Source organism: Bradyrhizobium sp. in8p8 (genome assembly GCF_000426845.1).
GTDB classification, from domain to species: domain Bacteria; phylum Pseudomonadota; class Alphaproteobacteria; order Rhizobiales; family Xanthobacteraceae; genus Bradyrhizobium; species Bradyrhizobium japonicum_C.
Genome location: NZ_AUGD01000001.1, coordinates 50,760 through 74,713, shown reverse-complemented (window position 1 = coordinate 74,713; position 23,954 = coordinate 50,760). Strand labels below are relative to the sequence as shown.

Here is a 23,954-nt window from a genome sequence, read left to right as displayed (position 1 = left end):
ACCACAACCTCCGCCGGGCCGCGCTGATGCTCCAGTGCGGCTTCGGCGCGTTTTCGACTTGATAGCAAGGAGAGACCTGCATGTTCATCGCAATGAATCGCTTTCAGGTGAAGCCCGGCCAGGAAGCCGCTTTCGAGACCGTCTGGCGGACCCGGGAGTCCTATCTCGGCGGCATGGCGGGCTTCGTCGAATTTCATCTGCTCAAGGGGCCGGTCGCCGAGGACCACACGCTCTATTCCTCGCACACGGTGTGGGTCGACAAGGCGGCTTTCGAGGCCTGGACGCGCTCGGAGGAATTCCGCCGCGCCCATGCGCGCGCCGACAACAAGACCGGCGAAAGCCTCTATCTCGGCCACCCCAAGTTCGAGGGGTTCGAGGTCATCATGACCGAGCGCAAGGCGAGCGCGGCTGCCTGAGGCGGCTGGTTGAGGAGAGCCAGACATGCTGAGCACCGATCTCGCCGACCTCAAGGCGTATATGGCCGACAATCCCGGTGCGGTGATCGAGGATGTCGCGCGCGAGCGCAGCGTCACCCCGCGCGCGGTGATCGAAGCGCTGCCGCCCTCCATGGTGCGCATGGGAGGCGGCGAACATTTCGCCGCCGTCATGCAGGACATCGCACAATGGGGCGAGGTCACGCTGATCGTTCACACGGACGATGCGATCTTCGAGTTCACAGGTGGAATTCCGGCGGGTGAGATCGGCCGCGGCTATTTCAACCTGATGCAGCCCAAGGGCCTGCACGGCCATCTGCGCCACGAGCGCTGCGCGGCCGTAGCCTTCGTCGAGCGGCCGTTCATGGGCAAGACGTCGGCATTCGTAGCGTTCGTGAACGCGGACGGTGGCATCATGTTCAAGGTCTTCGTCGGACGCGATGGGACCCGGGCGCTGCGGGCGGATCAATTGGTGCGGTTTCGCCAGCTTGCGGACCAAATCGCGGCCGCGCCCGCGGCGTGAACTGCTTCAACCTGTCGGGAGATCAGGATGCAGAGCATTGTCAGGCTTCGGCACGTGATCCTAACCATCGTGCTGGCGCTAGCGCCGGCACCTGCCTTCGCCATCGACGAGGCGCTCTTGCCGCGCAATCTGTCGCCTTGGGGCATGTTCGTCGGTGCCGACATCGTCGTGAAGGTCGTGATGGTCGGGCTCGCCATCGCCTCGCTGGCGACATGGACGGTTTGGCTGGCGAAGACCATCGAGCTGCGCCGCAAGGGCTCGCTCGCCTTGCAGCGGACGCGCGCGCTCGAAGGCAACATGACGTTGGCCGAGGCGTCCGCGCGGGCCGGCGACGCGCGCGACGCGGTCGCCCAGTTGATCCGGTCCTGCGCCAGGGAAGCGGAGCTCTCCGGTGGCATCCTTGACGACGGCCTCCAGGAGCGTGTGGCACTGCGGCTCGAGCGGGTGGAGGCAGCCATGTCGAGGCAGATTGCGCGCGGCACCGGTGTGCTCGCGACCATCGGCGCCGTCGCGCCGTTCGTTGGCCTGTTCGGCACCGTCTGGGGCATCATGAACGCCTTCATCGGCATCTCCGAGAGCCACACCACCAGCCTTGCGGTCGTCGCGCCCGGCATTGCGGAGGCGCTGCTTGCCACCGCGCTTGGGCTCGTCGCCGCGATCCCGGCGGTCGTGATCTACAATCACCTCGTCCGCGGCATTGCCAATTACCGTGCCCTGCTTGCGGACGCCTCGGCGCAGCTCATGCTCCTGGTGAGCCGCGGGCGCGACCACGGCCATTTCCGTCTGGCGCGGGCGGCGGAGTAGGGCCATGGCCGCAAAGCTCGGGGCATCGAAGCTCGGCTCGCGCGGGGACGGGAGCGATCTCGACGTCACCCACGAGATAAACGTCACGCCGTTCATCGACGTGATGCTGGTGCTGCTGATCATCTTCATGGTGGCCGCACCGCTCGCGACCGTCGATATCGGCGTCGAACTGCCGGCGACCGCCGCCCAGCCCGCGCCGCGGCCGGACAAGCCGGTCTTCGTCACCGTGAAGCCGGACCTTTCGATCGCCGTGGGCGAGGACATCGTGGGTCGCGACACGCTCAGTGCTTCACTCGATGCCGCCACCAAGGGCCGCAAGGACGAGCGCATCTATCTGCGCGCCGACAAGGCCGTCTCCTATGGCGACCTGATGGAGGTGATGAACAGCCTGCGCAATGCCGGCTATCTCAAGGTCGCTCTCGTCGGCCTCGACGGACGAAGCTGATGGCCGCGAGCGCCTTCATCCTGCACGAGCCGCTTGGCGAGCGCGAGGGCACGCGCTGGGGGGGCTCGGCGGTCGTGATCGTCGTGCTGCATGTGGCAGCCGCGCTGCTCGCCACGAGCTGGCTCAAGTCGCAGCCCGAGCAGGGCGTCAGCCTGCCCGCGATCATGATCGACATGTCGCCGGTGACTTCGGCTCCGCAGCCGACGCTGGATGACGTCGCGCCGGGGCCGCTGATGCAGGAGGCAGATGCATCGCCGCCCGAAGCCGTGAAGCAGCAGGCTGTCGAGGAGACCATCGCGCCGACGCCGCCGCAGGAAGCGCCGGAGGTGGTCGCCCCACCCGAGCAGAAGCTGGAGCCGACCCGAGCAAAGCCTGAGCCCGCAACGATCGTGCCTGTCGAAAAACCTGCGCTCGAGAAGCCGAAAGTGATCCGCCGCGAGGCCAAGAAGCCGTCCAACGCAACTCCGGCGCCGCGTACCAGCGCACCACCGCGCGCCGAGCGCGAGGCGCCGATGGCTTCCGCCATGAGTGCGGGTGCGACGGCCTCCGCGATCGCATCCTATAATCAACGAGTCCGTGCGCATCTGATGCGCTTCCATCAATATCCGTCGGCCGGAGGCGGCCAGCGCGGTGTCGCAAGGCTCAGCTTCACCATCAGCCGCAGCGGGCAGGTGACTTCGAGCCGCCTTGGCGGCTCATCGGGCGTCGCGGCCTTCGATGCTCAGGCCATGTCCATGCTACGCCAGGCCGCGCCGTTCCCGCCGTTTCCGGATGAGATCAGGAACGGCTCGATGAGCTTTGCGATTCCGGTGGAATTTACGGTGAGGTAGTCCCCCGCTGTCACGCCCGGTCAAGCCGGGCGATGACAGTTGAAGGAGACGGGCTTTACTTCGCCTTCAGGAAATCCGCGACCTCGAGCAGTACGAACTCGTTGTCGTCGGCCTTGTTGGGGTCGCGGCTGGAAGAGAACGGCAGGTTGTTGTCGTTGCCGACGATGATGTGGGTATCGTCGACGCGATCGACGTTCTCGATGGTGAAGAACGGGAAGGTGTAGACCCCGTCGTTGAGCGGCTTCCTCGCCTTCCTGTCGGGATCCTTGATCTTCATCAGGTCGATATAGCCGATCTTGCGCACCGGCTTGCCGACATTGGCGTCGGTAAGCTCGATCTTGTAGATGCGCTTGAACTTGGCCAGGTCGGGAAAGCAATTCTCGCCGCGCTTGCCTTGCGGGCAGGCCTTGTCGGACGTGCCCTCGCCGTTATCGCGTTCGATGATGAGGCCGGAGGCCTGATCGATCATGTTGAAGTCGCCGATGGCGTTGCCGTTCTGCTCGAACACATACTGCCAATGGCGACCAGTGAATTTCTGGGCGGCGACGTCGAATTCGAGAATGCGGGCCGCTTCCTTGCCGTCGACCTTCTCCCAGTCCTTTTTATCGCCGTCCCACAGCGGTCCTTCGAGCAGGCCGTAGAGGAATTTTCCGTCCTTGGAGGACGCAAAGCCCTCATAGCCCTTGGAGCGACGGAGATTGACGTTGGTGTAGGTCGCGCCCGGCGCGGCCGGCGTTCCAACCGCCCAATTGTCCGGCGAGCGCACCGGCTTGCCGTCGGCAACCGTATCGAACACGCCGAGGATCTTGCCGGTCTTGTCCGCCTTCAGGATGTACGGACCGAACTCGTCGCCGATCCAGAAGGTATCGCCGAGGATCTGGAAACCTTCGGTGTCGAAATCGGAGCCGGTGAGATAGCGCTTCTGGGTGTCCTCATGCAGGATGCGGAACGGAACCTTCTTGTCGGGATCGTGCAGGAAGATGGTCTCCAGCCGCTCGATCTTGCCGCTCGCCCAATCCATCTTGTAGCGGTTCAGGTAGAGCATCGAGTCCGGCGAGTTGGCGCGGGCGCCCATGCCGTTGTCGGTGATCACCCAGAACGTGCCGTCGGGCATGGTCTTGATGCCGGAGTGGCCCTGCAACGGCTGGCCCTTGAAAGGCAGCGAGACGCCGGTCGGCCGCTCATAGGACTTGCCCATCACGGTGCCGAGCGCGTCGACCCGCTTGCCGCTGGTGTATTTGCCTGCGGATTTGAGGTCGGCGGGTGCGTCAGCCGGTGCATCGATGAACGTTTCGGCCGGCATCACCACGTGGCCGGCGAGCTTGGCCGGGAATTCGCCTTCGCTCTGCGCCAGCGCGGAGCTGGCGGTGAGAATGATCGTTGCGACGGTGCTGAGAAAGGTCGCGCGCATGTGCGTCTCCTGTTGGCGGACGCACGCCTTATGCGGTTCGCGTGTTGCAGTATTGTGAAGCCGGGCCAAACGCCGCAGCGCACTCCCCCTCTCCCCGCAAGGACGTGGAGAGGGGGGCGAGCGAGTCGCGAGCTACTCCTTCACCGCGCCGGTCAGCGAGGACACGTAGTAATCCACGAAGAGCGAGTAGAAGATCGCGACCGGCAGCGAGCCGAGCAGCGAGCCCGCCATCAGCGCGCCCCATTGGTAGACGTCGCCGGTGACGAGCTCGGTCAGGATCGCGACCGGCACGGTCTTGTTGGCGCCGCTCTGGATGAAGGCGAGCGCATAGATGAACTCGTTCCAGGACAGCGTGAAGGAGAAGATGCCGGCCGAGATCAATCCGGGCACGGCGAGCGGCAGCGTGATCCGCCGCAGGATCTGCAGCCGTGTGGCGCCGTCGACCAGCGCGCATTCCTCGAGCTCGTAGGGGATCGACTTGAAGTAGCCGATCAGGAGCCAGGTGCAGAACGGCACCAGGAAGGTCGGATAGACCAGGATCAGAGCCATCGGGCTGTCGAACAAGCCGAACTGCACCACCACGGTCGCAAGCGGGATGAACAGGATCGACGGCGGCACGAGATAGGCGAGGTAGATGCCGAGGCCGACATAGGGACTGCCGCGGAAGCGCAAGCGTTCAATGGCATAGGCCGCGAGCGTGCTCGCGACCAGCGACAGCGTGGTCGATCCGATCGCCACCAGCATCGTCGTCCACAGCCAGTGCGGATAGGCGGTGTTGAACAGCAGATGCTTGATGTGCGCCAGCGTCGGCGAGGAGATCCAGAACGGGTTGTGATCCTTGTAATTCATCAGCTCCGCGTTCGGTTTGAACGACGTGATCGCCATCCAGTAGAACGGGAACAGAAGAATCAACACGAAGCAGCCGAGCGGCAGATAAATCATCATCAGCCGCCGCAGCCCGGAATCCCAGGCCATGGTATCGGGCGCCGCCTTCGCGTCCGCGACGGCCGGTTGGACGGCACTATCAGTCATTGCTTTCTCCCTGCTGCCATTTGCGGCGCGCGAGGCCGAAATATGAGAACAGCGTCGCGAATACCAGGAACGGTATCATGGACACCGCGATCGCTGCACCTTCGCCGAGCTCGCCGCCGGCGATGCCCCGCTGGAAAGCCAGTGTTGCGAGCAGGTGAGTCGAGTTGCCGGGGCCGCCGCGCGTGATGGCATAGACCAGCTGGAAGTCGGTGAAGGTGAAGATGATCGAGAACGTCATGACGATGGCGAGGATCGGCATCATCATCGGAAACGTAATGTAGCGGAAGCGCTGCCAGGCGCTGGCGCCGTCGAGCATCGCCGCCTCGTACAGCGAGGGCGAGATGGTCTGCAGTCCTGCCAGCAGCGAGATCGCGACGAAGGGAATGCCGCGCCAGATATTGGCGGCGATCAGCGAGAAGCGCGCCGGCCAGGGCGAACCGAGGAAGTCGACGTTGCTGTCGCGCCAATGCAGCACGTCGACAAGCAGGTAGGAGATGATCGAGAACTGCGGATCGTAGATCCACCAGAACGCCAGCGCCGAGAGCACGGTCGGCACGATCCAGGGCAGCAGGATGATCGCGCGCAGGATGCTCTTGAACGGAAAATGGTTGTTGAGCAGCAGCGCCAGCCAGAAGCCGAGCGCGAACTTCCCGAACGTCGCGACCGCCGTGTAGAGAACGCTGTAGAACACCGCGTTCCACCACAGGGAGTCGGTGAGCAGGTATTGGAAGTTTTCGATCCCCACATAGATGCCGCTGCGGCCGATCGTGGTGTCGGTGAAGGCGAGCCAGATGCCGAGACCGAGCGGATAGGTCAGGAACACCGTCAGCAATCCGATCGCGGGCGCGAGGCACATCACGATCAGGAACGGCTTGTAGTCGAACAATCGCACCAGCCAGTTCGGCTGCCGGGCCGCTACGCCATGCGTTGAAAGAGCGGTTATGGACATCGGACCTTTGTCTTTTCAGGGCTCCAAGGTCATTCCGGGGCGATGCGCAGCACCAACCCCGGAATCTCGAGATTCCGGGCTTTGCTTGCGCACCATCCCGGAATGACGTCAGGTCAGCCGCCTAACGGTTCTGCCGCCGGAAGTACCGCTTGCAGCGTTGCTCGGCTTCTGCGGCCGCGGCCTCCGGCGTGGCGGTGCCGGTGGCAACGGCCGAGAACATCTGGATCAGCACGTAGTCTGCGCTGACGGCGCCCGTCGCCGTCGAGATCGGGCCCTTGTAGCCGTCGTAGTAGGGGCTGTTCATCGTGTCCTTGAACAGTTTCACCTTGGGATCCTGCGACCACACGGCGGCCTCGGCATAGGCGGCCAACGGCTGGGACCAGTAGCCGGAGTTGGCGTTGAGCCACGGCTCGTACTGGTCCTTCTCCAGCATGTATTGCAGGAAGGCCTTCGCCGCGTTGGGATATTGGCTGTGCTTGAACACCATGGCGTTCAGCGTCAGACCTGCCATGGGCGAGATCTTCGCAAGGCCCTTGGGCAGCAACTGATGCTCGCTGTCGTCGGCGATCGCCTTGGTCGCCGGATCGTTCTTCAGCGAGAAGTACAGCGAGACGCCATTGGCGGTCAGCGAGATCTCCTGCGAGGAATAGGCGCGATTGTTGCTGACGTCGTTCCAGGAGGGAGTTCCGGCGATGAAGGTCGGGTACAGCTTCTTGACCCAGTTCAGCGCGGCAATCGTCTCCTTGCTGTTGATGACGACGTTGCCTTCCTCGTCGAGCAGGGAGCCGTTGTGCGACCACAGCGCCCAGTTCGCGAAGCCGTTGCCGTCGCCCTTGGCGTTACCCAGTGCGAAGCCGGCCGGTTTGCCGGCCTTGTGCAGCTTCTGGCACAAATCGAGGATTCCGGCATGGTCCTCCGGCACCTTGTCGAAGCCGACCGATTGCAGGATCGACTTGCGGTAGATCAGGGGCCCCGCGGTGGCGCCGAACGGCAGTCCGATCCAGGCGTTGCTCTTGTTCTTCTTGCCATAGCGCTGCGCCAGCGGCAGCCAGCCTCCATACTTCTTGCCGACATAGTCGGCGACATCGGTCAGCTCGATCAGCTTGTCGATATAGATGTGCGGTGCATCGGAGAAACCGATGATGATGTCGGGGCCGGCGCCGGAATTGGCGGTCACCGCGGTCTGCTGGTTGATGTCTTCCCAGCCGACGAAGTCGACCTTGACCTCGACGCCGGTCTCCTTGGTGAATTTTGCGGCGTTGGCGCGGAACACGTCCTCGTCGGCCTGGACGAAGCGCACCGGGCGCAGCATGCGCAGGGTGGCACCTTTCTCGATCTCTCGCTTCGGTGCCGCAACGTCCGCGGCCTTGATCGTCGATTGCGCTGGTTGCGCTGCAGCACCGGTGGCCGCGAGCGTTGCAGCGGACAGGCCCAGCGCCAGAGCATCACGACGGGTGATGTCGTTCCTCATCAGTTCCTCCCTTGATGTCTCCCTTCCCGGCGTTGGTCGCCGGTGAAGGGCCGTTTCGGTCGTTGCGCGTTCGCGCCGGCCGCCTAGCTGTTCGGGCCGCGGTCCATGCTGACAGGTTGCCAGCGGCGGAGCGCGGTGTTTTGCAGCACCGACGGATTGACGCAGCTTACCGGCCACATGCCCTGAAGCACCAGTGACAATTCGTAGCCCACGCGGCGCTTGCGCGCCTCGTCAAACCGTGCCGAGGCCGAGGCCACGTGGGCGGTCAGGGTCACGTTCTCCATGCCGAGCAGGGGGTTGTTGTGCGAAGGCGGTTCCTTCTCCAGCACATCGAGGGCGGCGTGGGCGATCCACCCCTCTTGCAGGGCCTTGATCAGGCTCTCCTCGTCCACGGTGGCGCCCCGTCCGGTGTTGATGAAGATCGAGCCTTTCTTCATCTGCCGGAAGTGCTTTTCGGTCAGCATGTGGTGCACTTCGGGCCTCGCGGGCGCGTGCATCGAGACAAAGTCGGATTGCGACAGCACCTCGTTCAGCGTCGCCGGGATGACGCCGTGGTCATACATCAGCGTTTCCTGGATGAAGGGATCGTAGGCCATCATGCGCAGGCCGAACGGCGCGGCACGCTTCGCGACCGCACGCGCGACGCGGCCGAACGAGATGAAGCCGAGCGTCTGGCCCATCAGCCTCGGGATCTTGAGCAGCGCCGGCCGGCCTTCGGCCCAACGGCCGTCACGCACCATCCTGTCCTGCTCGACTAGGCGTCGGAAGCCTGCAAGCAGCAGCATCATGGCGTGGTCGGCGACCTCCTCGATGAAGGTGTCCGGGATGTTGGTGACGGGAATGCCGCGCGCGGTGGCGGCCTTGACGTCCACACTGTCGACGCCGACCGAGCCGAGCGTGATGACCTTGCAGCTTTCGAGCGCGTCGATGATCGACTTGGTGATCGGGATGCCCTTGGCGTAGATGGCGTCGGCATTTTTCGCGGCGGCGATGAACCCGGCCTCGTCGGCGGGCGCCTCAACGATCTCGGCATCGATCGGATCGAGCGCCTCGCGCTCGTAGGAATAATCGCTGCCCGCGACGGTGAAGCTCGCACCCTTCGGCGTCACCACCCTGTATTTCGGCATTTTCTGCTCCCGATTTGGTTGTCGGTTCTTGTTGTGACCCGCCTTCGCGGGCAGGCCTGTGCGTCTTTTACGCGAAATCGGGGCGCTCGCGTACAATTCCAGGTTGTTGCCGCCGAGATAAATTGCCGGTTCTGACGGTGGCGTCCGGGCTTCTACGGAGGCCCGTAAGTAACTTGCTAAGGGCTCTCCCCCTAAGAATCGATTCGATTTTGATCGATCGTGCGTGCCGCTTACCCCGATATTGCTGGAGCCATCCGTGAAATTGAGCAATCTGAAGATCGCCCCGAAGCTCGGCATTCTTGTCGGCGTCACCTTGTTCGGCCTCTGCGTCTCCGGTGTTCTCGCCGGCTACCTGATGAAACAGGAAATGGTGAACGCACGCATCGACCAGGCCAAGTCGATCGTCGACATGGGTCGCAATTACGCGATGGCGCTGAAGAAGCGGGTTGATGCCGGGGAACTGACCAAGGATGCCGCGCTCGCCGACCTTCGCCGCTACGGCAACGCGATGACCTACGACAATGGCTCCGGCTATCTGTTCGGCACGTCCTATGACGGCATCACGCAGCTTGCGCCAGACCCGAAGCAGATCGGCATGAACCGCATGGATGTCGTGACCAACGGGCGCAAGCTGTCCATGGAACTGATGAACGGCGTCAAGGCCAACGGCTCGATCCTGCTGTACTACGACTACGTCAAGCCCGGCCAGAAAACGCTGATCCGCAAGATCGGCTACGCGGTCGCGGTGCCTGGCTTCGACATGTATATCGGCACCGGCGCCTATCTCGACGATATCGACGCCAAGATGGGCCCGGTCTACTGGCTTCTCGGCTTTGCCATGCTCGGCATCATGATCGTTGCTGGCAGCGTCGCCTGGCTGCTCGGGCGCAGCATCAGCCGGCCGCTCGCAATGCTCGGCGCCCGCATGAAGGACCTCGCTGACGGCAAGCTCGACGGTGACATCCCCGGCGTCGGCCGCGGCGATGAAGTCGGCGCGATGGCGGCCACCGTCCAGATCTTCAAGGACAATGCGGTTCGCATCCGCGACCTCGAGAAGACCGAGGCCGATGCCCAGGAACGCGCCGCGGCGGAACGCCGCAAGGCGATGGAAGAGATCGCCAACGACTTCGAGCGCAGCGTCAACGGCATCGTCCGCTCGGTCTCCTCGGCCGCGGCCGGCATGCAGACGACGGCACAGTCGATGACCGCGACCGCCAGCGACGCCTCGTCGCGTGCGGCGACGGTCGGTGCGGCCTCGCAAAAGGCTTCCGGCAACGTCGGCACCGTCGCGGCGGCCGCCGAAGAGCTGTCGAGCTCGGTTGCGGAAATCTCCCGCCAGGTCACGCGTTCGACCGAAGTTGCGAGCCGAGCCGTCAACGATGCGGAGCGCACCAACGCCACGGTGCAGGAGCTCTCCACTGGCGCCGAGAAGATCGGCGAGGTGGTCAAGCTCATTCACTCGATCGCGGCGCAGACCAATCTGCTCGCGCTCAACGCCACCATCGAGGCGGCCCGTGCCGGCGAGTCCGGCCGCGGCTTCGCCGTCGTCGCCTCCGAGGTCAAGGCGCTTGCCAACCAGACCGCGAAGGCGACCGAGGAGATTTCTGCGCAAGTTGCTGCGATGCAGACCTCGACCAGCGATGCTGTCGCCGCGATCGGCGGCATCACCCAGACCATTGCCGAGATGAGCGAGATCACCGCGGGCATTTCCGCATCGATCGAACAGCAGGGGGAGGCGACCCGCGAGATCGCCCGCAACATCCAGTCGGTCGCGGCCGGCTCGAGCGAGATCAATGCCCATATCGGCAGCGTGACCTCGGCCGCGGAAGCGACCGGGAGCGCTGCTAGCGACGTGCTCTCAAACGCCCGCGAACTGGACAACCAGTCCGGCGCGCTGCGCTCGGCGGTTGACAACTTCCTCGCCAAGGTGCGGGCGGCGTAACTCGCCGCGCAAGCTCATCTCGGGCAGTCATTCCGGGGCGATGCGCAGCATGAACCCGGAATCGCGGGAGTCCGGGGTCACGCTACGCGCGCCCCGGAATGACTGGGCTACTGCTTCTCGATCTTCGCGTTCGTGATCAGCTTCTCCCAAAGCACGAGTTGATCCTTCACGAACGCTTCAAGCTGCTCCGGCGTGCCGGAGAAGGCGTCCATGCCGAGCGTAGCGAGCTTGGCCTTGATCTCCGGGTTCTCGATGATCTTCCGGATCTCGGTGTTGAGCCGCGTCACGATCTCCTTCGGCATGCCGGCAGGGCCGAAATAGCCCTGCCAGGACGAGATGTCGAAATCCGGCACGCCAGCTTCCTGCATCGAGGGCAGGTGCGGCGCCAGCGGCGAGCGGTCCTTGGTGGTGACGGCAAGCGCGCGCAAGGCGTTGCCGTTGACGTGCGGCAGACCGGTCAGGATGTCCACGAACATCATCGAAACGCGGCCGCCCATGACGTCGTTGAGCGCCGGCGGCGAGCTCTTGTAGGGGACGTGCAGGAGGTCGAGGCCCGCATTGTGCGCGAAGGTCGCGCCCGACACGATCGCCGACGATGAGCCCGAGGCGTAGCTCAGCTTGCCCGGATTGGCCTTGCCATAGGCCACCAGCTCACCGACGGTCTTGGCCGGCACTTCCGGATTGATGACCAGCATGAAGGGCAAATCGCCGGTGCGGGCGATCGGGGTGAAATCCTTGACCGGATCGTAAGTGAGGCTCTTGAGCAGATAGGGATTGGCCGAATGCGTGGTGTTGGTCGTCACCAGCAGCGTGTAGCCGTCGGGTGCGGCCTTCGCGACATAGGTGGCGGCAAGCATGCCGTTGGCGCCCGCCTTGTTCTCGATGACGATGCCGACGCCGAGCGCTTGCGACAGGTGCTGCGAGATCAGCCGTGTCGTTGTGTCCGTGCCGCTGCCGGCCGCGAACGGCAAGACCAGCGTGATATTCCGGCTGGGATAGTTGTCGGCCTGGGCCGTGGATGCCGCTGCGAGGCAGAGTGCGGCCACACCGACCGTCCGCAGGTTTCGAATCAACGTTGAAATCATCTTTGGTCGTTCCCTTTTTTGGTTGGCGCGGAACCTAGCTCGTCCGAAAAGGATTCGAAAGATGGTCGGAGGTCGTTAATGCGTCCGTCGCGCGGAATTACGTCACCGCGCCGAGCCTTGGCGCGATGCAAGCACGACGCCCGCGAGTACCAGCGCGTAGCCGATCAGATGGAACGGCTGGAGCTTTTCACCCAGCAGCAGGATCGCCATCGCAGAGCCGAACACCGGCACCAGATGGAAGAACGGCGCCGCCCGGTTCGGCCCGATCAGCGCCACGCCCCTATTGAAGAAAAGGTAGGCGAGGGTGGAGGGAAAGATCAGGATGTAGCCCAGCGTCGCCAGCGTCTTCCCGTCGAAGTGCAGCACGTGGCCGCTTGCTGTCTCCCAGATCGCCGTCGGCAGCAGCATCGTCGCGCCGCAGCAGGTGGTGAAGGACAGGAAGGAGAGCTGATGAATCTTCGGCCGCCGCGGAATGAAGGCGGAGTAGATGCCGAACGCCACCAGCGAGGAGGCGAACATGATGTCGCCCCTGTTGAAGCTGATGCTCGCAAGCGCGGCAAGGTCGCCACGCAGGATGATGATCAGCACACCGAAGAGCGAGATCGCGATGCCGCCAAGCTGCGCCCCGGTCAGCCGCACGCCGAACAGCACCAGCGACCACAGCGCCACGAACAGGGGACCCGCCGACTGGATCAGCAGCGCGTTCAGCGCCTCCGTGTACTGCATTGCCCAGTAGGAGATCGCGTTGTTGAAGGCAAAGCCGACCAGCGACAGGAACAGCATCAAGGGGAGGCTCTTGCGCAAGGCAGGCCAGTCGCGCTTCAGATGCTGCCAGGCGAACGGCAACAGGATCAGGAACACGCCGTACCAGCGGATCGTGGTCACCGTCAGCGGCGGCACATGCGCGCCGACATGGCGAGCGAGCACGATGTTGCCGGCCCAGAACAGCGAGGTTAGGCTGAGCAGCAGATAGGGCTGGTTGTTGAGCCAGTTGGCCGGATTCGAGGCCGGTGGCGCGGGCGAAGCGGTCGTCATTGGCGTTGGATGCGAGCTTGCGCCGGATCGTCGCCGTGACACAAGTCACAGCGCCGCAATGCTACAATGCAGGCATGAGCTGAGGAGGTGCCATTGGCGGTCAATATGTTGAACATCGAAGGCCTGGAGCGGCTCGATCCGAGTGCGCCGGTGGTGATGCTGAACCTGATGCGCTTCCACGCGCGTTCGCGCGATGGCGATGGCTCCGGCTGGGACGCGTATCTGCGCTACAGTGCGATCACCGTGCCGATGATCAGGGCGCGCGGCGGCACGTTGCTCTGGACCGGCGAAGCCAAAACGGTCGCCCTCGGTCCGCACGCGGGCAACGCGTGGGATTTCGTTGCGCTGGTCCATTATCCGTCCGTCTCGGCCTTTCTCGACATGATGACGTCGGAAGCCTACGAACGTGAAGCCGATCCGCATCGCGTCAACGGCTGCGCCGAGCACGTGATCATCGCGACGAGCGAGGCCTACAGCAAGTTCAAGGTGAAATAGCGAGCGCACGCGCCAGCTCGCGCAAAATGCGCCTGTGCTTGGCGCCTACGTCGTCTGCTTCCGCGATGCCACGAACACGCCCGCCAACACCAGCGCGAAGCCGACGAAATGGAAGATCTGCGGGTGCTCGCCGAGGAACACCATCGCCATGACCGAGCCGAACACCGGCACGACGTGGAAGAACGGCGCAGCGCGGTTGGCCCCGATCAGGCGCACGCCGCGATTGAAGCAGAGATAGGCGAGCGCCGACGGAAAGACGGCGACGTAGAAGAGCGTCAACAGGTTCGGCCCGTCGAGCTTCATCACGGGCCGCGCGGACAGTTCCCAAATCTCCAGCGGAATCAGGCAGGCGGCACCGACCCCGAACGTGAAGGCGAGGAACGACAGTCCGTGCATCGGCGGCCGCTTCAGGGTCAGCACCGAGTAAAGTGCGAAGATGACGAGCGCGACGATGAAGATGAGGTCGCCCTTGTTGAACTCGATGTTCGACAGCGTGGTGAAGTCGCCGTGCAGCAGGATCGTCAGCACGCCGCACATCGACAGCAGCACGCCGAAAGCCTGCGCCGCGGTGAGGCGGATGCCGAGGATGGCCAGCGACCACAGCGCCACGAGCAGCGGCGCGGCCGACTGGAGCAGCAGCGTATTCAGCGCCTGGGTATGCTCCAGCGCCCAATATTGCAGCGTGTTGAAGGCGCCGATTCCGGTGATCGAGAGCGTGACCATCAGGCCGAGCTTGCCGCGGATGGCCGGCCAGTCCTGCACGAGGTGCTTCCAGGCAAACGGCAGCACCAGCAGGAAGGCGAAGAACCAGCGCAAAAAGGATAGCGTGACCGGCGGAATGTGGCCGGCGGCGAGCCGCCCGACGATGGCGTTGCCGGCCCAGCACAGGGCTGTGATGCTGAGCAGCAGGTAAGGCTGGTTGGCGATCCAGTGATGGCCTGATGATTCGGAGCCCGTGCTCTGGCCGGTGGCGGACATTCTGATTGTTTTGGCTCCGCGTCATGCGCGCCGGGGCCCCGGCCCGGCAAGGTCGGGCCGGCTGACAGCCCGGCAAATACCCAAAGACACGGAAATCGTGGTTGCATCAACGGGGGCGGGATGCATCGCGACCATGCAGCGGCCGGGATCGGTCTCCCGCTTTGGTCGAGGCTTGCCGATCTGATCCGGCAGCCTTCAGGATTTTCGGGGGATATCAAAGGCTTAAAGTGTCTCTCGGGCCCGGAAAATGCCCCGTTCTTGCTTGCCTAGAGGGGCTGCTTCCTTTATCCGGTTGGCTGCCTTGCGTGCGAGCGGCTCCCGGCCGTCAGCTTGGGTGGCGCATCTAAAATCTTCGAAGGATTACCCGAGAATGGCCAATGTTGTCGTCGTCGGCGCCCAGTGGGGCGACGAAGGGAAGGGCAAGATCGTCGACTGGTTGTCGGAGCAGGCGGATATCGTCGTCCGCTTCCAGGGCGGTCACAACGCCGGCCACACGCTGGTGATCAACGGCAAGACGTACAAGCTCGCGCTGCTGCCCTCCGGCGTGTTGCGCGACCAGAAGCTGTCGGTGATCGGCAACGGCGTGGTGTTCGATCCCACCGCCTTCCTCGACGAGGTCACCAAGCTCAGGGCCCAGGGCGTCGCGGTCTCTCCGGACAATTTGCGCGTCGCCGAGAACGTCACGCTCATCCTGCCGCTGCACCGCGAGCTCGATGCTCACCGCGAATCCGCGAGCGCCGCGACTGCGATCGGCACCACCCGCCGCGGCATCGGACCTGCCTATGAAGACAAGGTCGGCCGCCGTGCCATCCGTCTGATGGACCTTGCCGATCTCGACACGCTTCCGCACAAGATCGACCGCCTCCTGGCGCACCACAATGCGCTCCGCCGTGGCCTCAATCTGCCGGAATTCGACGGAAAGGAGATCCTGAAGGAATTGACCGCGCTGGCGCCGCAGCTGTTGCCCTACGCCGAGACGGTGTGGCGGCTGCTCGACATCAAGCGGCGCGAAGGCAAGCGCATGTTGTTCGAGGGCGCGCAAGGCGCGCTGCTCGACGTCGACCACGGCACTTATCCTTACGTCACCTCGTCCAACACGGTGGCGGCGCAGGCCGCGACCGGTGCCGGCCTCGGGCCGGGCGCGGTCGGCTATGTGCTCGGCCTGTGCAAGGCCTACACGACCCGTGTCGGCCAGGGCCCGTTCCCGACCGAACAGGACAACGAGATCGGCCGCAAGATCGGCGAGCGGGGCCGCGAGTTCGGCACCAATACCGGCCGTCCGCGCCGCTGCGGCTGGTTCGATGCCGTGCTGGTGCGTCAGGCGGTCCGGACCTGCGGCATCAACGGTCTGGCGCTGACCAAGCTGGACATTCTCGACGGCTTCGACACGATCGAGGTCTGCACCGGCTACAAGCTCGATGGCAAGGAGATCGACCATTTCCCGGCCGGCGAGGGCGCCCAAAGCCGGGTCGAGCCGATCTACGAGACCATCGAGGGCTGGAAGGAGCCGACCGCCAGCGCGCGGTCCTGGGCCGACCTGCCGGCCCAGGCCATCAAATATGTCCGCCGGATCGAGGAATTGGTGGGATGCCCCGTCGCGCTGCTTTCCACCAGCCCGGAACGCGAGGATACTATCCTGGTGCAAAATCCGTTTGAGGCTTAACGATCTCTTACCGGGACGCGCGTATAGTTGAGTAGAAATGGCTGATTACTATCCGCTGATCGCCCGCGCTATTGCCGCCCTGGACCCGAATGCTCCCGGCGAGAGCCGTCGCGCGCTCTATGAGCGGGCTCGCACGGCCCTGATCGCGCAGCTGCGCAGTGTGCAGCCGCCGCTGTCCGAGTCCGAGATCACGCGCGAGCGGCTGTCGCTGGAGGAGGCCGTTCGCAAGGTCGAATCGGAGGCTGCCCAACGTGCCCGAGAGGCCTCGCGCCCCGGCGGCGGCGGCCCGCGCTCCGGCGGCAGTGGAGATGCCTTCCGACGCGCCAGCACCCGTGCCGCTGAGGGCAGCCCGGCTGCGGCCCCGCCGCGCACGCGTCCTGCCCCGACCCCGCCGCGAGCCGACCGCCCGTCCTTCAACGTCGATGACCAGGGCGAGACCCCGCGCCCGCCGCGCGCTCCCCGTTTCGACGCCCCGCGCCAGCCGGGCCCCACGGCCCCGCCGCCGACACCTGAGCCGCCGGCCGGCCGCGATCGCGCGGGCGGGCGCCGTCCGCCCGATGTCGGACCTGCCCCGCCGCTGCCGCCGGCACCGGGCGTGCGCGGCTTCCGCGACATCACGGCCGACGCCAATGATCTCGGCGGTGCTGCCGCGCAGGCGAGCCGCGCCGCGCGCCGCACCTATGCCAACGTCCCCTCGCCCTCGCCGGAATTCGACCGGCTGGAGCCGAGCCTGGAAAGCCGCGCCGGCGAGTCCGAGGCGCCCTATTCCTACGACGAATCGATCGAGGAAGCCGAGCGCTACGCGCCGCAGCCGCCCTCGCCCCGTGCGCGCGTCGCCCCCGAGCGCGACGTCAAGAAGCGCGTCCGCACCAGCTCGGCGTTCCCGTTCAAGAGCGCGATTGCCGTCGGCATCGTGCTGATCCTGGTCGGGGCCGGCATCCTCTGGGGCAGGCAGCTGGTCCAGGTCGTCAACGGCTTCTTCAAGCCATCCGCAACGCAGGTGGTGGAGGCGCCGACTCCGGCGCAGCCGCAGAGCAAGCCGAAGATCCCCGATCGCGTCGGCCAGCCTTCGGCGGATCAGCCGGTCGCGCCCGTGGCGCAGAAGGTCGTGCTCTACGACGAGGATCCGTCCGACCCGAAGGGCAAGCAATATGTCGGCTCGGTGGTGTGGCGGCTCGAGCCGATCAAGGCGTCCGGCAACCAGAAGCCCGACGTCGCCGTGCGCGCCGACATCGAGATCCCCGACCGCAAGTTCAAGATGACCATGTCGTTCCGCCGCAACACCGATTCCTCGCTGCCGGCGAGCCACACCGCGGAGCTGACCTTCATCCTGCCGCCGGATTTTCCTGGCGGCAGCGTCTCCAACGTGCCGGGCATTCTGATGAAGTCGAACGAGCAGGCGCGCGGCACGCCGCTCGCAGGCCTCGCGGTCAAGGTCACCGACGGCTTCTTCCTGGTCGGCCTCTCCAATGTCGACGCCGACCGCGCCCGCAACATCCAGCTCCTGAAGGAGCGCTCCTGGTTCGACGTGCCGCTGGTCTACTCCAACCAGCGCCGCGCCATCATCGCCATCGAGAAGGGCGCTCCCGGCGAACGCGCCTTCAACGACGCGTTCGCGCAGTGGGGCGATTGAGTTAGGCGGCCGCCACTTCCGTCATCCCGCGGCATGCGAAGCACGAGCTATGATGCGCAATTGCGCATCTGAGAAGCGATCGTGCAGCGCGTGACGTCAAGACATGGATTCCGGGTTCGGTGCTGCGCACCGCCCCGGAATGACACCCCATATGGTCACTACCGCGCCGAAGCTTCCCGCTTGCGCGATGCCGCGGCGGCTGCGTGCTCGCGGTCCATCACGGCGCGGCAGCCGGGGCTGACCTGCGACTTGTTCCGCACCATGCAGGCGGTGATTCGCGGAATATCCGGAATTTCACTGGAGCACAGCCGCATCGCATCGCCCGAGCACATCTGCTGTGCTTCGGACGTGAAGGCGAGGCCGGGTGAGGTCTGGAGTGCCAGGCTGGTGACGGCGAAAGCGAAGAGCGAAGCGATCGTCTGATTGCGTGTCATGCGAGATTGGTCCCCGAGTTTCCGCGGGCTTGAGCCGCTTGGTTTCTTGGGGCGCCGCACGCGGCTTGATCTGCCGCATGTCACAGCCTCCACGCCGGGAACTTGGTCCCGCATGTGGTCGCTCGATTTCTTTGATGTTGTTCGAATCGAAAGTGCTGCGCCGCCCGAGCGAAGTATGCGCCATTGGCGCGCACCTGCAATGGTCGGCGCAAAGGAATTCGCAATTGTTGCGCGCGAGTCACGTCGCGGGCGGTCAGATCAGTCGGTCGGAGGATGCGTTCGCTTGTTCCGCATCGCTCATGCCGAGAGCGGCGTGCTCCTCGACGGCGGTGACGCCCTTGGCCGTGAGCTCGAACAGATCGCCGTCCTTCATGACGTAGCCGTCGGCGATCAATTGCCCCATCTTGCCTTGCCGATCGTCCGCAAACGCAATGGATTGGCTGATGTCCCGCAGGATTGAGAGTTCTTCGTCGTGCAACATGGCTTCACTCTCCATTCGCGGGGCGGGGTCCGATCCTCACATGCCGTGGCTCTGAAACACCTTGCTGCACGACTTCGACAACTTGGCCCGATTGGCTTGCAGGCAGCCTTGCACCGCCAGGTCGTTGCCGAGGTTCTTGCGGCAGAAACGTTGCGCGTCGCGCGAGCAGGCCTTCTGCTCCTGCGGCGTGCCCATGTGGCCTTGAGCGAAAGCAGGCGCGTCGGACAGGCCAAGGGCTGCCAGCGCGATCGTCGCCAGGAGAAGTTTGCGGGCCATCAGGGCTCCAGTCTGCCAGGGTTAAATTCAGGTCCAGCATGAACTCGTCGCCTTGCCACTTGTTCCCCTGATGCGGACGCCTGGTGCCCCGCTGTTCAAGGTTCCCTCCGCGCTGCTATAACGCTGGCAAAGGGTGAGGTGCTTTGATGAAACGCTATCTGGTGTTTGCGCTGGTCGGCCCGTTCGTCGGCGGGTTCCTGCTGCTGCTGACGACCACCTACCAGTCCGGCTATTGGACCCAGACCAATCTTGGCGAGGTCGGCAAACTGTTCGCCGTGTTCTTCAAGACCCTGCAATACAGCTACCTGTTCGGGTTCCTGCCCGCGCTGATGATCGGCGCAATCGATGACATCCTGATCCACATCCGCCGGATCGGCCCGGTTTTGCGGATGCTCCTGGTCGGCCTGTTCGCCTTCGCTCTGGCCTCGTTCACCTACAGCTCGCGCGGGCCGGATTCGGGCGCGGTGCAGTTCATCCTGTATGGGCTCGTCGGCTTCGTGCCGGCAGTGATCTCATCCTGGCTCGTGCATCGTTATGTCGAGGAGCCGGAAGCCGCGGCGGCGCCGACCTGAGCGCGACCTTCGGGCGCGGCGCGGCAACCTCCGTCGCGGCGGCGCGTTGTGTGGAGGCCATGACCATGTCCGACGACGACATCCTTGCGCCGCGCCGAGCTCCTTCGGGGAGCAGTTCGCGTACGACCTCCTTCGGCAAGGAGGCGCGCGGGCCGATCATCGATCAGGAGGGGCACGAAATCAGGCCCGAAACGCTGGAGCAGGGATTTCGCGAGTTTCGGTTCGAGTTCGGGCAAGGCAATCCGTTCGGCAATCTGACGCGCGAGCAGCGGATCGCGCGGCTCGAGGCCATCGCCAAGCTGCTCGACGTCGCCTTCATCCTGCCCGGCACCAACATCCGCTACGGCATCGACGGGCTGATCGGGCTGATCCCCGTCGTCGGCGACATCATCACGACTGCGATCTCGCTATGGCTTGTGCGCGAGGCTCGCGCGCTGGGCGCGCCCTGGCACATCACGGCGCGCATGCTCGGCAATGTCGCGCTCGATGGCGCGGTCGGCCTGATCCCATTCGCCGGCGACGCCTTCGACGTGATGTTCCGAGCCAACATGCGCAACGTGCGCCTGCTCCAGCGCTGGCTGGAGAAGCAGCCGCGGATGTAGGCCGCTCCCCGCACATCCATCCGCTCGACAATGCGCCGGATGTCTCCGGCGGGAGAAGAGCCTCGACACACAAAAGGCACGACGACCTTTCGGCCATCGCGCCTTCTGCGCACATCGAACTGTTTTGCGAAAAGCCTATGCCGCGTCGGCGTCGGTCTCAGCGGCCGGGGCCGGCTTGGGCCGACGGGGCAGCGGGAAGGCATCGCTTTCGTACAGCGAGCGGATGCCGTTCTGGTCGAAGCGTGCTTCCTCGACCTGGAGATAGGCGCCGTTCAGCGAATCCGTCGGCAACTGCTCCATCGCGAACTGCACGGCCTCGGCTGCGGTGCCGAACCGGCGATAGGTGAAGCCGGCGCGCTTCTTCTTGCGAATCGCGGCGGGGAAGAGTTCGGCGGAGGTGTTGAAGTTGAACGGACGCAGTGGACGCATGGTCAAAGACCTCGTGATCTTCTCTGGGGCTTTAAGCGCGTGGGGTTGGGGAGGGCAGAGGCCGCAATCAAGCGGGCCCGCCGCATGTCATTTTCGTCCTCTAATATAGGCCGTTTTGACAGAAATGCGACCCCTGCGATGCGAGATGATGAATCCGCGCATGGCAGCTCTACGGGTGATATAAATCCAGCAATATCAACGACTTATTGCATCATAACTTGCCAAGAAGCAGCAGCACGATCAGCACGACCAGCACCACCCCGCCGATCCCCATGCCGGAATGGCCCAGGCCATAGCCGTAGCCGCCGAACCGGCCGGAGAGCCCGCCGATCAGATAGATGATGACCAGGATGATCAGGATGGTCCCAAGCGTCATGGCATCCTCCCTGGCAGCCGCCGAAACGTGAGGATCGGCCGCTCCGCCAGAAGAGAAAAGCACATCGCGGGATCGGGTTCCACGTCGGAACCCGATCCCGCGCCGCTCATTTCGGCTCCAGCTTCAGCGCTGCCGAGTTGATGCAGTAGCGCAGGCCGGTCGGCCCGGGCCCGTCGGGGAAGACATGGCCGAGATGGCCGCTGCACTTGGAGCAGAGCACCTCGGTGCGGATCATGCCGTGGCTCGTATCCCGCTCCTCGTCGATATGGCTCTCGACCGCCGGCTGGGTGAAGCTCGGCCAACCGCAGCCGGAGTCGAACTTGGCGTCGGATTCAAACAGCACATTGCCGCAGCCGGCGCACACATAAGTGCCGGCACGGTGCTCGTGCTCATACTCGCCGGAGAACGGCCGCTCGGTCGCCTTCTCGCGCAGCACGGCGTACTGCATCGGCGTCAGTTCGCGCCGCCACTGCTCCTCGCTCTTGATGACTTTGTCATCCGTGATCTTCGTCTTGGTGTCGGGCATGGATCTCCCGTTGCTTTGGTGATCTTTCGATCAGTTGGTGGCCTTGCCGGCATTCACCAGCGTCGGCTTCTCGATATAGTTATCCGCGAACAGCTTTTTCAGGTTCTCGACCTTCGGGATGTCGTTATAGGCAATGTAGGGCTGGTTCGGGTGCAGCGTCAGATAATCCTGGTGGTAAGCCTCCGCCGGGTAGAACGCCTCCAGCGCACCGACCTTGGTCACGATCGGCTTCTTGAAGACCTTCGCGCCGTTGAGCTGGGCGATATAGGCCTCCGCTACCTTCTTCTGTTCGTCGGATGACACGAAGATGGCCGAGCGATATTGCGGGCCGACATCGGGGCCCTGCCGATTGAGCTGGGTCGGGTCGTGCACCACGGAGAAGTAGATCTGGAGGATCTTGCCGTAGGAGATCTTCTTCGGGTCATACTTGATCTCGACCGCCTCGGCATGGCCGGTGCGGCCGCTCGATACGCTCTGGTAGTCGGCGGTCGCCTTGGTGCCGCCGGCATAGCCGGAGATTGCGTTGAGGACGCCCGCGGTGTGCTGGAAGACGCCCTGCACGCCCCAGAAGCAGCCGCCGGCGAGCACGGCGGTCTGGATGCCGCTCGCAGGCGCCGCGTCCATTGCGGGAGGAGGGATCACGACCGCCTCCTCCGCGGCGCGTGACGGCACGGCAAGGGCCAGCGTCAGGGCGGTGGTTGCGGCGAGCAGGAAGGCGAGGGCGGGTCGGCGCATGGCGGATCCTCTGGCAAGGGTGGGCAGTCTAAGGCGAGCCGGCCCGGGCGAATAGCCTCGCCGGCGTCGGTCGTTGCCGAAGATACGACTGTCCCGCCCCGCTGTTACAGGCGGCCGGACACGAGTCCGTGAGGGCGCCCGCCGGGCCGGGGGTCCCGCTCACAGCAGCGTATTGAACCAGTCGAACGCCGTCGGAGATCCGTTCAGGACGGTACTTTCGCCATAGAGGCTCGCCAGGAACGTGCCGCGGTGGCTCGCGCCCTTGACCGGAACGCCGTCGGCGAAGTGCCCGCCGGCGACGATGGCCGGCTGCACCAGGCGCGGCGGCAAGGCCTCGTCGGCCATTCCGTAGTAGAACTTGATCGGGGAATCGTAGTCCCAGAACGTCGTGCCGTTGTCGCCCAGCCGGCGCATGAACTTGCTGTTCGTGTCGTTGGTGAAACGATCGAAGAAGCCGTCGGTCAGGAAATCGCCCGCAGGAGGAATGCTCTTCGCGATCTCTCCATCGAGGCTGTAATCGGTCCAGTACTTTTCCGCGAAGGCCCGATATTGCGGCTTGATCGCCGTCTTGAACAAATCGTTCAGCCCGTAATAGCGCCGATAGCTGCCGAGCAGGACGATGATGCAAGGCGTGATCCAGGCCGGCGGCATCGGATACGAGCTTTCCGAGGCCGGAATATAGGCGGCGGGGTTCGACCAATAGTGGAAGCTCTCGGCGAGATTGTTGAACGGACTCTCAGCCGCGGCCGCCCGCACCTTGATGTCTCGGCGCTGCATCTCTTGTTTGAGCCACTGCGTGTTCAGCGCGCCTTGCGACCACCCGTTCAGGAACAGGGAGGATTGGCGCAGGCCCAGCGTCCGCAGTTCGCGCTGCCCGGCGCTCAGAACGTCGAGGCAGCATTGCACGGTCGCGCCCTTCACCGCGTAGGCTTCGCTCCGGCCGCGGCGATAGGGGCCCTTGCCGACATAGTCGGCCGCGACGACCGCATAGCCGTTGCCGGCGAAGCGCTGGATGTTGAACAGGGTCTCGATCGAGTCGACATTGTCGCGCAGCTCATATTTCTGGTCGTCCAGGCGCAGAAGATTCGAGGGGACCTCGTCGAACGACAGGATCGTGCCGTGCTGCCACGACACCAGCGGCAAGGCGCCGCGCGCGCCGGCCGGCACGGCAAGCAGGCCGCTGACCTCAACGCGTTCTCCCGTCTCGGGGATGCGCGTGAAAGTGACGATGCGCCTCAGCTCGACGTCGTTGCGCGCGGCGAATTTGTCCGGGAAGGGCGCCGGCAGAATATTGCCCTCGTTGAAGACGGCATAGAACGTCGCGGCCAGCTTATCGAGCCGTTCCTTCGAGACGCGCACCGGCCCGCTCGGGTTCGTACGCGTCGCCGGCGCCGCAAGAGCGGTTCCCGGAATCGCGGTCGACAGTGCGAGGGAGCCTGCTGCCACACTCGCGGACTTCAGGAAGCTCCGTCGGCTCAGTGTACAATCGGATCGGGTAACGAGTTCATGAGATCTTGTTGCGCGTGCAGTCATAACGTTCCGCTCCGATGCAGATCGCAAGCTGATACACTAAAAAGCCTAGCGCGCGGTGAATGTACCTCGGCGCGGCTGCCCTTTGCGGGCGGGTTCGCAGTCAGTATGAGCGCAGCGACAGGCGGGTCCTTTC

General features: G+C 64.6%; 27 protein-coding genes. 11 read left to right on the top strand and 16 right to left on the bottom strand.

From position 1 onward, the window contains the following. Positions 1–80: 80 nt before the first annotated feature. From hmuQ to K408_RS0100345, 5 genes are read left to right on the top strand one after another with little or no spacing between them, the layout of a single operon-like run. Positions 81–416, top strand: a complete 336-nt coding sequence (gene hmuQ / locus K408_RS0100365; RefSeq protein WP_024337691.1) for a heme-degrading protein HmuQ — start codon at positions 81–83, stop codon at positions 414–416. Between the two features lie 25 nt (positions 417–441). After that, positions 442–957, top strand: a complete 516-nt coding sequence (gene hutX / locus K408_RS0100360) for a heme utilization cystosolic carrier protein HutX (protein ID WP_024337692.1) — start codon at positions 442–444, stop codon at positions 955–957. Positions 958–984: 27 nt separating this feature from the next. Next, positions 985–1,761, top strand: coding sequence for a tonB-system energizer ExbB (gene exbB / locus K408_RS0100355; protein WP_024337693.1), 777 nt, complete (start codon positions 985–987; stop codon positions 1,759–1,761). Positions 1,762–1,765: 4 nt separating this feature from the next. After that, complete coding sequence (gene exbD / locus K408_RS0100350; RefSeq protein WP_024337694.1) at positions 1,766–2,206, top strand: TonB system transport protein ExbD; 441 nt, start codon at positions 1,766–1,768, stop codon at positions 2,204–2,206. Next, the gene (locus tag K408_RS0100345; RefSeq protein WP_024337695.1) at positions 2,206–3,036 is read left to right on the top strand and encodes a TonB family protein; all 831 of its coding nucleotides are present in this window, start codon (positions 2,206–2,208) and stop codon (positions 3,034–3,036) included. Before exbD ends, K408_RS0100345 begins: the two co-directional genes overlap by 1 nt. Before the next feature lie 55 nt (positions 3,037–3,091). Here K408_RS0100345 and K408_RS0100340 read toward each other — a convergent pair whose 3' ends face one another. The 5 genes from K408_RS0100340 to K408_RS0100320 all read right to left on the bottom strand — a co-directional run bounded on the left by K408_RS0100340 (position 3,092) and on the right by K408_RS0100320 (position 9,026). Beyond that, a complete protein-coding gene (locus K408_RS0100340) occupies positions 3,092–4,447 on the bottom strand; it encodes an esterase-like activity of phytase family protein (RefSeq protein WP_024337696.1) in 1,356 nt (451 codons plus the stop codon). A 132-nt stretch (positions 4,448–4,579) separates the two neighbouring features. Beyond that, a complete protein-coding gene (locus K408_RS0100335) occupies positions 4,580–5,479 on the bottom strand; it encodes a carbohydrate ABC transporter permease (protein WP_024337697.1) in 900 nt (299 codons plus the stop codon). Next, the gene (locus tag K408_RS0100330) at positions 5,472–6,428 is read right to left on the bottom strand and encodes a carbohydrate ABC transporter permease (RefSeq protein WP_024337698.1); all 957 of its coding nucleotides are present in this window, start codon (positions 6,426–6,428) and stop codon (positions 5,472–5,474) included. Before K408_RS0100330 ends, K408_RS0100335 begins: the two co-directional genes overlap by 8 nt. A 121-nt stretch (positions 6,429–6,549) precedes the next feature. Beyond that, positions 6,550–7,899 (bottom strand): ABC transporter substrate-binding protein, encoded by a 1,350-nt coding sequence (locus K408_RS0100325; protein WP_024337699.1) that lies wholly within the window; start codon positions 7,897–7,899, stop codon positions 6,550–6,552. Between the two features lie 83 nt (positions 7,900–7,982). Further along, positions 7,983–9,026 (bottom strand): C-terminal binding protein, encoded by a 1,044-nt coding sequence (locus tag K408_RS0100320; protein WP_024337700.1) that lies wholly within the window; start codon positions 9,024–9,026, stop codon positions 7,983–7,985. A gap of 256 nt (positions 9,027–9,282) precedes the next feature. Here K408_RS0100320 and K408_RS0100315 point away from each other — a divergent pair, with 256 nt between their 5' ends. Next, positions 9,283–10,968 carry a methyl-accepting chemotaxis protein gene (locus K408_RS0100315; protein WP_024337701.1) on the top strand — a complete coding sequence of 562 codons (1,686 nt, stop codon included), beginning with the start codon at positions 9,283–9,285 and terminating at the stop codon, positions 10,966–10,968. A 107-nt stretch (positions 10,969–11,075) separates the two neighbouring features. On the opposite strand, the gene K408_RS0100310 is transcribed toward K408_RS0100315, so the two are convergent. Then, on the bottom strand, positions 11,076–12,053 hold the full coding sequence (locus tag K408_RS0100310) for a Bug family tripartite tricarboxylate transporter substrate binding protein (protein ID WP_024337702.1): 978 nt from the start codon (positions 12,051–12,053) through the stop codon (positions 11,076–11,078). A gap of 102 nt (positions 12,054–12,155) precedes the next feature. Further along, complete coding sequence (locus tag K408_RS0100305; RefSeq protein WP_024337703.1) at positions 12,156–13,088, bottom strand: DMT family transporter; 933 nt, start codon at positions 13,086–13,088, stop codon at positions 12,156–12,158. Between the two features lie 105 nt (positions 13,089–13,193). Between K408_RS0100305 and K408_RS0100300 the strand changes: the two genes are divergently transcribed. Beyond that, positions 13,194–13,583, top strand: a complete 390-nt coding sequence (locus tag K408_RS0100300) for a DUF1330 domain-containing protein (protein ID WP_196232344.1) — start codon at positions 13,194–13,196, stop codon at positions 13,581–13,583. Positions 13,584–13,628: 45 nt separating this feature from the next. On the opposite strand, the gene K408_RS0100295 is transcribed toward K408_RS0100300, so the two are convergent. Beyond that, positions 13,629–14,561 carry a DMT family transporter gene (locus tag K408_RS0100295; RefSeq protein ID WP_024337705.1) on the bottom strand — a complete coding sequence of 311 codons (933 nt, stop codon included), beginning with the start codon at positions 14,559–14,561 and terminating at the stop codon, positions 13,629–13,631. Positions 14,562–14,931: 370 nt separating this feature from the next. Between K408_RS0100295 and K408_RS0100290 the strand changes: the two genes are divergently transcribed. Together K408_RS0100290 and K408_RS0100285 are read left to right on the top strand one after the other, a co-directional pair. Further along, on the top strand, positions 14,932–16,224 hold the full coding sequence (locus K408_RS0100290; RefSeq protein WP_024337706.1) for an adenylosuccinate synthase: 1,293 nt from the start codon (positions 14,932–14,934) through the stop codon (positions 16,222–16,224). A gap of 37 nt (positions 16,225–16,261) precedes the next feature. Continuing rightward, a complete protein-coding gene (locus K408_RS0100285; RefSeq protein WP_024337707.1) occupies positions 16,262–17,857 on the top strand; it encodes a hypothetical protein in 1,596 nt (531 codons plus the stop codon). A 158-nt stretch (positions 17,858–18,015) separates the two neighbouring features. Here the strand turns inward: K408_RS0100285 and K408_RS0100280 are convergent, their stop codons facing one another. The 3 genes from K408_RS0100280 to K408_RS0100270 form a co-directional block, all read right to left on the bottom strand. After that, positions 18,016–18,291, bottom strand: coding sequence for a hypothetical protein (locus K408_RS0100280; RefSeq protein WP_349509749.1), 276 nt, complete (start codon positions 18,289–18,291; stop codon positions 18,016–18,018). 253 nt (positions 18,292–18,544) lie between these two features. After that, positions 18,545–18,772 carry a hypothetical protein gene (locus tag K408_RS0100275; protein WP_024337709.1) on the bottom strand — a complete coding sequence of 76 codons (228 nt, stop codon included), beginning with the start codon at positions 18,770–18,772 and terminating at the stop codon, positions 18,545–18,547. 36 nt (positions 18,773–18,808) lie between these two features. Next, on the bottom strand, positions 18,809–19,048 hold the full coding sequence (locus K408_RS0100270; RefSeq protein ID WP_024337710.1) for a hypothetical protein: 240 nt from the start codon (positions 19,046–19,048) through the stop codon (positions 18,809–18,811). A gap of 146 nt (positions 19,049–19,194) precedes the next feature. Between K408_RS0100270 and K408_RS0100265 the strand changes: the two genes are divergently transcribed. After that, complete coding sequence (locus K408_RS0100265; protein WP_024337711.1) at positions 19,195–19,620, top strand: DUF5413 family protein; 426 nt, start codon at positions 19,195–19,197, stop codon at positions 19,618–19,620. Positions 19,621–19,679: 59 nt separating this feature from the next. Then, entirely contained in the window at positions 19,680–20,222 is a 543-nt protein-coding gene (locus K408_RS0100260; protein WP_024337712.1) for a DUF4112 domain-containing protein, read from the top strand. A gap of 135 nt (positions 20,223–20,357) precedes the next feature. Here the strand turns inward: K408_RS0100260 and K408_RS0100255 are convergent, their stop codons facing one another. The 5 genes from K408_RS0100255 to K408_RS0100235 form a co-directional block, all read right to left on the bottom strand. Further along, positions 20,358–20,651 (bottom strand): hypothetical protein, encoded by a 294-nt coding sequence (locus K408_RS0100255; RefSeq protein WP_024337713.1) that lies wholly within the window; start codon positions 20,649–20,651, stop codon positions 20,358–20,360. Positions 20,652–20,862: 211 nt separating this feature from the next. Next, positions 20,863–21,027, bottom strand: a complete 165-nt coding sequence (locus K408_RS37440) for a DUF3309 family protein (protein WP_035697745.1) — start codon at positions 21,025–21,027, stop codon at positions 20,863–20,865. 106 nt (positions 21,028–21,133) lie between these two features. Continuing rightward, complete coding sequence (msrB, locus tag K408_RS0100245; RefSeq protein ID WP_024337714.1) at positions 21,134–21,553, bottom strand: peptide-methionine (R)-S-oxide reductase MsrB; 420 nt, start codon at positions 21,551–21,553, stop codon at positions 21,134–21,136. Between the two features lie 30 nt (positions 21,554–21,583). Continuing rightward, a complete protein-coding gene (gene msrA, locus K408_RS0100240) occupies positions 21,584–22,288 on the bottom strand; it encodes a peptide-methionine (S)-S-oxide reductase MsrA (RefSeq protein ID WP_024337715.1) in 705 nt (234 codons plus the stop codon). A gap of 159 nt (positions 22,289–22,447) precedes the next feature. Further along, positions 22,448–23,821, bottom strand: coding sequence for an alpha/beta hydrolase family protein (locus K408_RS0100235; protein ID WP_051160641.1), 1,374 nt, complete (start codon positions 23,819–23,821; stop codon positions 22,448–22,450). Positions 23,822–23,954 lie beyond the last annotated feature (133 nt).